General features: G+C 49.4%; 10 protein-coding genes. 4 read left to right on the top strand and 6 right to left on the bottom strand.

Features of this window, described 5'->3' with window-relative positions:
• Positions 1-21 precede the first annotated feature (21 nt).
• Positions 22-2,073 (top strand): transglycosylase domain-containing protein, encoded by a 2,052-nt coding sequence (locus IC21_RS06245; RefSeq protein WP_029713825.1) that lies wholly within the window; start codon positions 22-24, stop codon positions 2,071-2,073.
• A 106-nt stretch (positions 2,074-2,179) separates the two neighbouring features.
• Here IC21_RS06245 and IC21_RS06250 read toward each other — a convergent pair whose 3' ends face one another.
• Complete coding sequence (locus IC21_RS06250) at positions 2,180-2,692, bottom strand: YwhD family protein (RefSeq protein ID WP_013860773.1); 513 nt, start codon at positions 2,690-2,692, stop codon at positions 2,180-2,182.
• Positions 2,693-2,722: 30 nt separating this feature from the next.
• Positions 2,723-3,385 carry a site-2 protease family protein gene (locus tag IC21_RS06255; RefSeq protein WP_029142432.1) on the bottom strand — a complete coding sequence of 221 codons (663 nt, stop codon included), beginning with the start codon at positions 3,383-3,385 and terminating at the stop codon, positions 2,723-2,725.
• 146 nt (positions 3,386-3,531) lie between these two features.
• Between IC21_RS06255 and thmT the strand changes: the two genes are divergently transcribed.
• Positions 3,532-3,717 (top strand): 2-hydroxymuconate tautomerase, encoded by a 186-nt coding sequence (thmT, locus tag IC21_RS06260; RefSeq protein ID WP_013860775.1) that lies wholly within the window; start codon positions 3,532-3,534, stop codon positions 3,715-3,717.
• Positions 3,718-3,731: 14 nt separating this feature from the next.
• Here the strand turns inward: thmT and IC21_RS06265 are convergent, their stop codons facing one another.
• Together IC21_RS06265 and IC21_RS06270 are read right to left on the bottom strand one after the other, a co-directional pair.
• Positions 3,732-4,250: a YwgA family protein gene (locus tag IC21_RS06265; protein WP_029142431.1), complete on the bottom strand. Its 519-nt coding sequence runs from the start codon at positions 4,248-4,250 to the stop codon at positions 3,732-3,734.
• 17 nt (positions 4,251-4,267) lie between these two features.
• Positions 4,268-5,584: an HD domain-containing protein gene (locus IC21_RS06270; protein ID WP_017552678.1), complete on the bottom strand. Its 1,317-nt coding sequence runs from the start codon at positions 5,582-5,584 to the stop codon at positions 4,268-4,270.
• A gap of 597 nt (positions 5,585-6,181) precedes the next feature.
• Between IC21_RS06270 and IC21_RS06275 the strand changes: the two genes are divergently transcribed.
• Entirely contained in the window at positions 6,182-6,892 is a 711-nt protein-coding gene (locus IC21_RS06275; protein WP_017550339.1) for an RsfA family transcriptional regulator, read from the top strand.
• 445 nt (positions 6,893-7,337) lie between these two features.
• Here IC21_RS06275 and lipL read toward each other — a convergent pair whose 3' ends face one another.
• Both lipL and pta read right to left on the bottom strand, forming a co-directional pair.
• A complete protein-coding gene (gene lipL / locus IC21_RS06280; protein WP_029142430.1) occupies positions 7,338-8,171 on the bottom strand; it encodes an octanoyl-[GcvH]:protein N-octanoyltransferase in 834 nt (277 codons plus the stop codon).
• Between the two features lie 594 nt (positions 8,172-8,765).
• Positions 8,766-9,767 carry a phosphate acetyltransferase gene (gene pta / locus IC21_RS06290; RefSeq protein WP_142236793.1) on the bottom strand — a complete coding sequence of 334 codons (1,002 nt, stop codon included), beginning with the start codon at positions 9,765-9,767 and terminating at the stop codon, positions 8,766-8,768.
• 140 nt (positions 9,768-9,907) lie between these two features.
• On the opposite strand from pta, the gene hemQ reads away from it, so the two are divergent.
• Positions 9,908-10,663: a hydrogen peroxide-dependent heme synthase gene (hemQ, locus tag IC21_RS06295; protein WP_029142427.1), complete on the top strand. Its 756-nt coding sequence runs from the start codon at positions 9,908-9,910 to the stop codon at positions 10,661-10,663.
• The last annotated feature ends 121 nt before the right edge of the window (positions 10,664-10,784 follow it).

The raw sequence follows: 10,784 nt of genomic DNA on the forward strand, positions 1-10,784 counted from the left end.
GGAGAAAAAGAGGTGCGGATGATGGAGACACAGACAACACCAAAGATCCGGAAAGCCAAATGGGGCCTGCGCCTGATACTGTTTGCCCTGATTACTTTCGCCATCCTGCTGTCTGCCTTAACGGCAGCTGTCTATCTGTATGCAAAAATTCTCGGTCCGCCGCCGCTGTCCGTACCGCAATCAACGCTTTATTATGCACAAAACGGCAAACAAATCGGCGAGTCGAACAGCGGCCAGCAAAGATACTGGGTGCCGCTTGACGGCATCTCCGAAAACGCCATTGACGCGACCATTTCAATCGAAGACCGAAACTTTTACCATCACCACGGCTTTGATTACCGGCGCATGGCCGGGGCGGTCGCTGCCGATATGAAAGCAATGGGAAAGGTGCAGGGCGCAAGCACCATTACCCAGCAATACGCCCGCAACCTGTTTTTAACGCTTGATAAAACATGGGAAAGAAAATTAAAGGAAGCATTCTACACGGTCCGGCTCGAGTCCAGCTACAGCAAAGACCGGATTCTGGAAGGCTATTTAAATACGATCAATTACGGGCATGGAAAATACGGGATTGAAGCCGCAAGCCGGTACTATTTCGGGAAAAGCGCCAAACAGCTGACACTTGCCGAAGCCGCCATGCTTGCCGGGATTCCAAACGGACCCGGAGTCTACTCCCCTGTCATTTCGCCGGAAAAAGCGAAAAAACGGCAGCTTGCTGTTTTGCAATCGATGGTGAAAAACGGCTATATTACAAAAAAACAAGCAGCAGCAGCCGCTAATGAAACGGTAAAAATCATGCAAAAAGCGGATCCGGATACAAACCGGATCGCCCCTTATTTCCAGGACCTTGTGAAAAAACAGCTGAAAACAAAACTCGGGTTTGATGACCGGACGATTGCGCTCGGGGGATTAAAAGTATATACCACCCTTGATGTGAAGCAGCAAAAAATTGCCGAAGAAACAGTGAAGGAAATCATTCCGGCATCTTCGCAAATCCAGCTCGGTTTTGCGGCAATCAATCCGAAAAACGGCTTCGTAACCGCACTTACCGGGGGCCGCGATTATGCGGAAAGTTCCTTTAACCGCGCCACACAGGCAACGCGCCAGCCCGGTTCCACCATGAAGCCGCTCCTTTATTATGCTGCATTGAACCACGGATTCACGCCGGCAACGATGCTCAAAAGCGAACCGACCGTTTTCCGGCCGGGCGGATCTTCATACAGGCCGCATAATTTCAACAGCCAGTATGCCAATAGGGACATTACGATGATGCAGGCGCTCGCCGTTTCAGATAATATTTACGCCGTGAAAACCCATTTGCTGCTCGGGCAGGATGTGCTTGTCCAAACCGCAAAACAATTCGGCCTTACAACCCCAATGGAAAAAGTGCCGTCACTTGCGCTCGGCACATCCGGCGTGCACCTGCTCGATATGGTGAACGCCTACAGCCTGCTTGCAAACGGCGGCACTCAAAACGGGCCTGTTTTCATCACAAAAGTGGAAGATTATAAAGGCCGCGTCCTGTATGCATACGACAAACACGAGAAAAAACGGGTGTTGGACAAAGCGGCGGCGTTTGTCACCTCGCAAATGATGACCGGCATGTTTGACAAGCGCCTGAACGGCTATGCCCGTGTCACCGGCGCCTCCATTGTCAAAAACCTCACCCGCCCGTACGCCGGCAAATCCGGCTCCACCAACACGGACAGCTGGATGATCGGGTTTTCGCCCCAGCTTGTATCAGGCGTTTGGGTCGGATACGACAACGGGCAGGAAATCACGTTGGCCGCCGATAAAATGTACGCCAAAAAAATATGGGCCCGGTTTATGGAAAAGGCGCTTGACGGGCGCCCTGTAACGGAATTTAAGCCGCCCAAAGGCGTAACCGGTGTTGAAATCGATCCTGCCACCGGGAAAATCGCAACCGCTAACTGCCCGGTGGCAAGGCTGACATACTTTATATCCGGTACCGAACCGGCCGAGCCCTGCAGCAAACATCCCGCTGCAGGAGAAAATGAGTTGTACCCGAAAAAGCACCGGAACTGGCTTGAAAAACTGTTCCCGTTTTTTTAAAACAGCAAACAGAAAGGCCTGTCCGCTGTGCGGTCAGGCCTTTCCTGCTCCTTCAATGCATCGTGAAATTTCGGCCGGTTCCTTACGCAAAAATAAATGCGCGGGGTCAGGCCTTTAATGCTTCTTTCAATTCATCGCTGGATAAGTTCCACATCTCGCTGCTGTGGCCTTTTAAAAAGTCTGCCAGCACTTTTTTGGACCGGTCGTCCATATGGTCTACAATGATATGGCCCTTCATCGACTTGTCGAGGCGGTTGACATGTTCCGGCAGCGATTTGTAGCCACGGCGTTTTTCCTTGTTGACCACCATTTCGCAGGCTGTCACCCCGTGATAATAAGGCCCGTTTTCGCCGCGTTCAATTGTCACCCACACAAGCCAGTACGGTTTTGCCCCCTCTTCCGGGACTTCCGAACGGTCGGGGAAAAATCTCACCCGTTTTTCCACGGCGCTCCTTGCATGCATCGCCCCAATATCGACAACCGCCGTGCCTTCATTGACATCAATGATCACCGGCGAGACATTTTCAAGGTTCAGCGCCCCGGTGCCAAAACTTTTATGGCCGTCAGTCGGCGCATTTTTAATAATATTAAATTCTGCCTTTTTCTTTTCTTTAGCCATCTTGCACATCCCCTTTCTCTCAATGGCAATCTATCCGAATACGGAAACAATGGTCTGGAATCCCTTCATAATCGACGGAACCGCACTGTTAAGCAGCGGCGAGATCGTATACCGGCCAAGCGGCGTGACCAGCAGGACCAGAAATACAACGATGCTGTACTGCTCGTACTGCGTCAATTTTGCCCGTACCCCCGGCGAAACCAAATCTTCTATGATCCGGTACCCGTCCAGCGGCGGAAGCGGAATTAAATTAAAAATAAACAATACGAGATTCAGCCAGACAAAATAATTGAAAAAGGAAAGGACAAACCATGGCAGGCCTGCGCCAAGCCCGGTTGCCACCAGCACATAAAAGATGATTTCCCCGATAAACGCCATCAAAAAATTGCTGGCAGGGCCCGCAAAAGATACCGCCACCCCTGCCAGGCGCGGATTTTTGAAACGGTAGCGGTTTACCGGGACAGGGCGCGCCCAGCCGAAGCCGGCGACAAAAATAAGCAGCGCGCCAAGCGGGTCAATATGCTGCGCCGGGTTCAATGTCAGCCGCCCCTCGCGTTTGGCAGTCGGGTCGCCGCACAAATAAGCTGTATAAGCATGGGAAAACTCATGGACGGTAAAAGCAATGATCAGCACCGCCGCGACAATCGGGATATCCCTTAACGGATATGCCAAAAACTGTTGTAATTGTTCCACGTACCGGTCTCCTTTAAAAACAATATATTGACTATAGTATACAAAATTTTCATTCGGTATTCACTTGTTTTAAAAGTGCCACTTGCAGGCGGGCAAAAAAGACTTTACAATTTTTAAATGAAAACATCCAAAAGGAGATGCACCATATGCCATATGTAACTGTCAAAATGCTGGAAGGCCGTACAGACGAACAAAAGAAAGCGCTGGTCGAAAAAGTAACGGCCGCGGTCAGCGAAACCGTAGGCGCCCCGAAAGAAAACATTACCGTTTTTATTGAAGAAATGTCAAAAAACCATTATGCTGTCGGCGGCGTCCGCAAAAGCGACGAATAAGGGTGAAAAAATCGCTAAGCCTGCTGGACGGGCCTGGCGATTTTTTTCAATTTTTCTATGTAATCGTACGCCTCGTTGATTTCCTCCTCTGTATAACGCTGCTTCGGTTTTAATGTAAAGATTTTCTCTTTTACTTCCTCTTTCGGAAGCGTGTCAAAATACATGACGGTTGAAACAAGTTCAAGGAAACGCGCATTTTGCCCGTTCATTTCTGCCAAGCACGCATCTAGCCCCGGCAGATCCGGTTCGTACATTTCCAGAAATTCCCGGCCTTCGTCTGTCACCGTATACCGGTACTGGACATATCCGCCTTTTTTCTCTTTTACTTCGTTTACAAACCCGAGATTGGTCAGTTCCTCTACTTTGAGCGTCAACTCTTCAGAATACGGGCCGTAAAAGTGGAACTCGAATTTTTCCTGAAACGGGAAGGATAATTTTTTCGCAATATAAATCATTTTTTGCAGCTTTTTACGCCCGACAATCTCTCCGCTTATGGCAAGCGCACCCATTATTTTCACATGATCTTCTAACACAAACCATTCACTCCTGACTAAATTTCCGAACTCCGGGGCAGTTTCAGCAAAGCAGCAATTTCCCTTTTCTTTTCCCCGTGTGTCGTTTCGTCTTCGATCAAATCAAGCGGAAAATACAATTTATGATCCGTTCTTCTTTTCCCCGAAATGGCGTCCACAATATCCGATTCCCTTGATAATTCCTTCAGGTCGCCGTTTCGCATCAGCAAATTGATCGGCAGCCGTTCCCCTTCCTCGCCCGGCCGGTAAAAATCGTACGGAAGGTCTGAAGACGAATCAATGACCAAATAATAGTTCGGGTCGATCCCGGCTTCTTCAAAAAGCTTTTCAAGCCGGCTGTGCACCTTAAATTCTTTTGCCGGGTCAAACTCAATGTATTTAAACAGATTCCGGTTTACAAAGCGGGCGCAAAGATCCCGCAAAACCGGGTCATCTTCTTCCTGCCAAACTTCAATATAATACAGCATGATGTGCTCATCCAGCTTTAAATAATCTCGCAGGGTAAGCCTGCCTTCAAAAAGCGATTGGAAATGGCTGGGCCCGTGTTTGAACGGATAACGGGCATCGTACAACGTTTTCGCGCGCTGCAAAATTTTTGTTAAAATCACTTCCGCACTTCTTGTCACCGGGTGGAAATACACTTGCCAGTACATTTGGTAACGGCTTAAAATGTAATCTTCGACCGCATGCATGCCGCTATATTTAAAAACGGCCTGGTCTTCATGCGGGCGCATGACGCGGAGCAGCCGTTCAATGTCAAAATGGCCGTAGCTGACCCCTGTATAGTACGCATCGCGCAGCAAATAATCCATCCGGTCCGCATCAAGCTGGCTTGAAATCAGGCTGACCACCAGCTTGTTTTCTGAAGTTTTCGCAATCACTTCCGCCACTTTTTTCGGGAAATTTCTGCCGACCCGCCGCAATACTTCATTGACTTCCGTCTCCCCGAGGATGATTTGCCTTGTAAACTCCTCATGGTCCATACCGAACACTTTTTCAAACGAATGGGAAAACGGGCCGTGGCCAAGATCGTGCAAAAGCGCAGCGCAAAGCGACAGCAGCCTGTCCTTTCCGTTCCAGTTCACCCGGTCTTTAAAAACATCATCTGTAATTCTCCTGACAATTTCATAGACGCCGAGCGAGTGGCTGAAACGGCTGTGCTCCGCCCCGTGGAAAGTCAGGTAAGTCGTGCCGAGCTGCCGGATCCGGCGCAAACGCTGGAACTCTTTTGTTCCGATCAAGTCCCAGATCACCCGGTCACGCACATGGACATAGCGGTGGACAGGGTCTTTAAACACTTTTTCCTCACTGAGCTTACGTTTGGCGTATTCCATGCTTTACCCTCTTCCTGATGTCGTAATTCTATTATACCGGGACAAGCCCGAGAAAAAAAGCTTGTAATATGCGGACGGGCAGCTTTTGGAAATGCGCGGGGCTAATGAATACCCCCCGATGGAAGACCGCCTCTTTCGAAAATGCTTGATTTTACAGTTTCTATAGGGGAACCAGCTTGTGGCGCTGCATTTTTTTAACACCGGCCGGGCGCGGTAAGCGTAAAACAGCGGTTCGCACCAGCTTTGACTCTGCACTTTTTAAACCGACCAGGTGGTTGGAGAGCATTGGCGGTCTCCATGCCCACAGCTTGTGGCGCTGCACATTTTAATTAGGAAACCCGTTCTTTCTTGCCATATTTTCCAATCCCCGCCAGCGTGTGGCTGCGCTTTTTAAACCCCTTGCATTTATCCGTGCCCGGGCAGACGCTAACGGGGCTTTTTGGCTTCCCCCGTGTACCCGCCTGTCTGTGTTGTCGAAAGCAAAAATCCGTTTGCGCGCTAAAATTCTATTATTTTTTTACCATATTGGTATAAATTGCGTGTTTTTTGTCCATTCTCTTAGTACAAACAAAAAATTTACATTTGGGGGTAATGAGAATGAAATCACGCCAAGATGCGTGGAGCGAAGAAGATGATTTGTTGCTGGCGGAAACAGTGCTCCGCCACGTGCGCGAAGGAAGCACACAGCTGAATGCTTTTGAGGAAGTCGGCGATAAGCTGAACCGTACATCCGCCGCCTGCGGTTTCCGCTGGAATGCGGTTGTCCGCCATAATTACGAACAGGCGCTGCAGCTTGCAAAAAAACAGCGCAAACAACGCCAGCGCCTGCTTGGAAAAGACCAGGGCGGGAAAAAGAAACTGCTGTACCAGCCGCCGGTTCCAACACTCGAGGAAATTGGCGAAATGCCGCTTGCTGAATTTCCAGAACAACCGGCTCCGGACGGGGAAGAAGCTGAAAACGGCAGCCCGCAAGTTTCACAGCCGACCGAAAGCAACGGGGATATGAGCCTTGTCAAGGTCATCAGCTATCTGCAATACTTGAACAATACGCAATTCCAAAGCACGATTTTAAAAAGTGAGAATGCAAGATTGAAGCACGAAAACCAGGAATTGAAAAAGGAAACGGAAGAATTGAAAAAACGTGTCCAAGAGCTCGAAGAAGGTTCGGTTACCATGCAGGAAGACTACGAAACCTTGATGAAAATCATGAACCGCGCGAGAAAATACGTCCTTTTCGAAGAAGACGAAACCGGCGCGACTAAGTTCAAAATGGACCGCAACGGCAACCTCGAAAAGCTGGCAGAATAAGTTCCGGGCGAGCAAACAACAAAACCCATTGGGCGGTGCATGCTCAATGGGTTTTTAATGCCCGGGGCAGGCAATCATCCGGGCATCGGCTTTTTGACCCCGGTGTGTTTTGTCTTTTGGAGCCATTCTAAAAAACAATTGGACGTTGTTACCCGGGGGTCTTTTTCAGTGCCCTCCCAGCCGCGTATCAAAATGTCTTTCATCCGCTTCATGAAGGATAAAACAGAGGCCATCACCGGCCCCAAATGTCCTTCATCCGCCCCATGAAGGACAAAACAATCTCACCACAACCTCCAAATGTCCTTCACTCGCCCGATGAAAGACAAAAACGGGCTACCGCCACTTTAAATTGTCCTTCATCCCGCACATGAAAGACAATGGACTCCGGCCACACCTCAAGAATGTCTTTCATCAGATCAAGGAATGGCCCATTATCATCCATTCTTTACAAAAACCGGGCGTTTCTTTCCAGCATGCGTTCATAATATTTGCCGTACCATTTTGTTTCCTGTTCCGAAAGCGGGCGGGACACAAGCCGGCTCCCCAGCGTCTTCAGCGTTTGCAAAAGCCGCATGAAAACGTCCTGGACCGTGAGTATTTCCTGTAAAAGCTCCGACAAAGAAGCCATCACTTCAGGACGGACACACGGGTATTGCAACTTTGTCTCCGCGCCCTGTTTTGCCCGCTCATAAAAATCCCGAACGAGTTCTGCCCTGTCGGCGCCGCTGCCCGTCACGCATAAATAAATCTGGACAGCCACCCCTCTCCTGACCCGCCGCTGGGAGATGCCGGCGAATTTTTTCCCGCCAATGCTCAAATCATAACTCCCCGGGCAGTACGAGCCTGCTATTTCCCCCGCTTCAATTACAACCGGAAAATCCGAAAACATCATTTGGACCAGCTTAAACATCGCTTCGTATCCGCGGTTGATATCCATCCCCTTTTCCGTATCCGGCATAACAAGCGAAATGTTCAGCACGCCCGTATCCAATACAACGGCAAGCCCGCCTGAATTACGGACAATATACCGGAATCCTCTATTTTTAAGAACAGCCAGCCCCTCCTCAAAAAAGGGCAATTTTGTATCCTGAATGCCCAGGCTGACGGTGTCGTGATGCACCCATGTCCGGACAACAGCCGGGGAGGCGTTTGCCCCTACAGAGGTGCACAATGTGTCGTCCATCGCAAATGACTGGGCCGCTTCAAACTGCGGGCCCAACCCGGACTGGTCCATCACCCGCCACTCGGGCTGCTTCAGCAATTGCAGCGCTTCTTCCATGTTGATCCTTCCCCCATTTATTTTACTACTATCATATCATGCCGAATTGACTACCAAAAAGCTGCGCTCGAAACCCCTCTATTGGCAAGGATTCGAGAGCAGTGCTGAACCATCGGCTATCGCATGCCTTAGTAAAAATTGCCCCGGCTGCACATAAATTCCCAATACGATCAAATTCAGCCTTTTCCCTTTTCTCCCCAAATTCTTTCATTATAAAATGCCTTCTCTCCGGCCGTATAAAACATAAAAAAGGTTTGGCATCATGCAAAAGCCAAACCAAAAGAAGGCAAGCACTCTAATCCCCGGCGCTTCCGGAGGGTGCAAGCCGGAAAAGAGGAGTCCCGGCCACATACCAAAGGCCATTTTCCCGCGCAATGTCCAACAGCTTTACTACTGTGCCGGCTGTTTGCCACTTTTCCGCTCATGCCGAATCCTTGCGGCATGGATACACAGTTTTATTTCATTTAGTTAAAAAAATTACAATGCTGCCGGATGCGGACATTGCCGGCAATTTGCCTGCCGGGCTGCTCCCAAGGATCAACCCGCTCTCCTCCAAACTTTGTCCACCCAACAGCCGGAAGCCTGGCAACTCCCTTACAAACTTTGTGCCGCGGAAATCAAAGCCAAATGATAAACATCTTCCGCATTGCAGCCGCGCGACAAATCATTGACAGGCGCATTCAGACCTTGCAAAATCGGGCCAACTGCCTCAAAACCGCCAAGACGCTGGGCCATTTTATAACCGATATTCCCCGCATCCAGATTTGGAAAAATAAACACGGTTGCATTGCCCTGAATCACGGAATCCGGCGCTTTCTTTTGTGCAACAGCCGGCACATACGCAGCATCAAACTGCATCTCGCCGTCCACCACAAGCTCCGGATCGCGTTCTTTTGCCAACCGGACAGCCTGCGCCACTTTCTCCGTCTCATCGGAATGGGCGGAGCCTTTTGTTGAAAAGCTCAGCATCGCAATCCTTGGTTCAATATCAAATGTCCGGGCAGTTTTTGCGCTCTCCGCAGCTATTTCCGCCAAATCCTGGCTGTCCGGTGAAATATTGATTGCACAATCTGCGAAAACAAATTTCTCTTCGCCCCTCACCATAATGAAGACGCCGGAAACTTTTTTCACGCCCTGCTTTGTTTTAATGATCTGCAATGCCGGCCGGACTGTATCAGCCGTCGAATGGATGGCACCGCTTACCAGACCGTCCGCCTTTTTCAAATAGACAAGCATGGTGCCGAAATAATTGACGTCTTTTAATATTTGGCGCGCATCTTCCTCCGTCGCCTTGCCTTTTCTCCGTTCCACAAAAGCCTGCACCATTTCTTCAAAACCTGCATATTCTTCCGGGTCATACACTGCAACGCCCTCGACGGAAACACCGATGTCCCGTGCTTTTGCCTGGATTTCGTCCTTGTTCCCGATTAAAACCGGCCGGATCACTTCATCGGATGCAAACCGTGAGACAGCTGTTAAAACTCTTTCATCCGAACTTTCCGGGAAAACAATCGTTTTGTTGTGCCCCCGCACTTTTTCTTTTATTCCGTCAAAAAATGTACTCACGCTCAACACTCCTCGTATAACGGTATCCATTTTAAGAATAATCCATTTTTCCGGAAAATCAAAGGCAAAAGAAGGCTTCTTTTAGACAATTTCGCGGCAGCCGTAATATTTTCTCCCTCTTCTAAACTGTGTTATAGTAAGGGAAGAGAAAAACATTTGGAGGGAGAAAAATGAGCGAAGCAGCAGAAACACTAGATGGCTGGTACTCACTGCATGATTTCCGTTCTCTCGACTGGGCGGGCTGGAAGGCGCTGCCTGCGGAAGAAAGGGATGCGGCTGTGAAAGAATTCCGGCAATTTCTTCAGCAACTGGATGCCATCCAAAGCAAACACGAGGGGGCTTATGCTTTATACACCATCACCGGCCAGAAAGCCGACTTTGTTTTATGGACGATGCGGCCGGCCCTGGAAGACCTCGAAGAAATTGAAACAGCCTTAAATAAATTAAGGATTGCTGATTTTACCATTCCGGCATATTCGTACATCGGTGTAAATGAACTGAGCAACTATGTGCGCGGCGGGAAAGCGGACGAGTCTGCGTATGAAAATCCGCGTGTCCGCGAGCGGCTCTACCCGACATTGCCGAAATCCAAATACTTCTGTTTCTACCCGATGGATAAACGGCGCGAAGGCAATGACAACTGGTACATGCTGCCAATGGAGGAACGCAAGGAGTTAATGAAAAGCCACGGATTGATCGGGCGCAAATATGCCGGCAAGGTAAAACAATATATTCTCGGTTCCACCGGGCTTGACGACTACGAATGGGGTGTGGCTTTATTATCCGATGATGCCCTGCAGTTCAAAAAAATCGTCTATGAAATGCGGTTTGACGAAGCCAGCGCAAGGTATGGGGAATTCGGCCCGTTTTATGTTGGTAGCCTGCTTGACGAAGAAAGGTTAACCTCCTATTTGCATATTGGTTAAAAGAAATCCTTCCAGCCTGCTGGAAGGATTTTTTAACGGCTTTCCGAAAGAAGTCTCCCATCCTCAAGGAATGTGAAGGTGCGAATCGCACCAATGAGTAGGTGGGAGATGAATTTCGGTT

It is taken from the genome of Heyndrickxia coagulans DSM 1 = ATCC 7050, from assembly GCF_000290615.1.
In the GTDB taxonomy this organism is placed as follows: Bacteria; Bacillota; Bacilli; order Bacillales; family Bacillaceae_C; genus Weizmannia; species Weizmannia coagulans.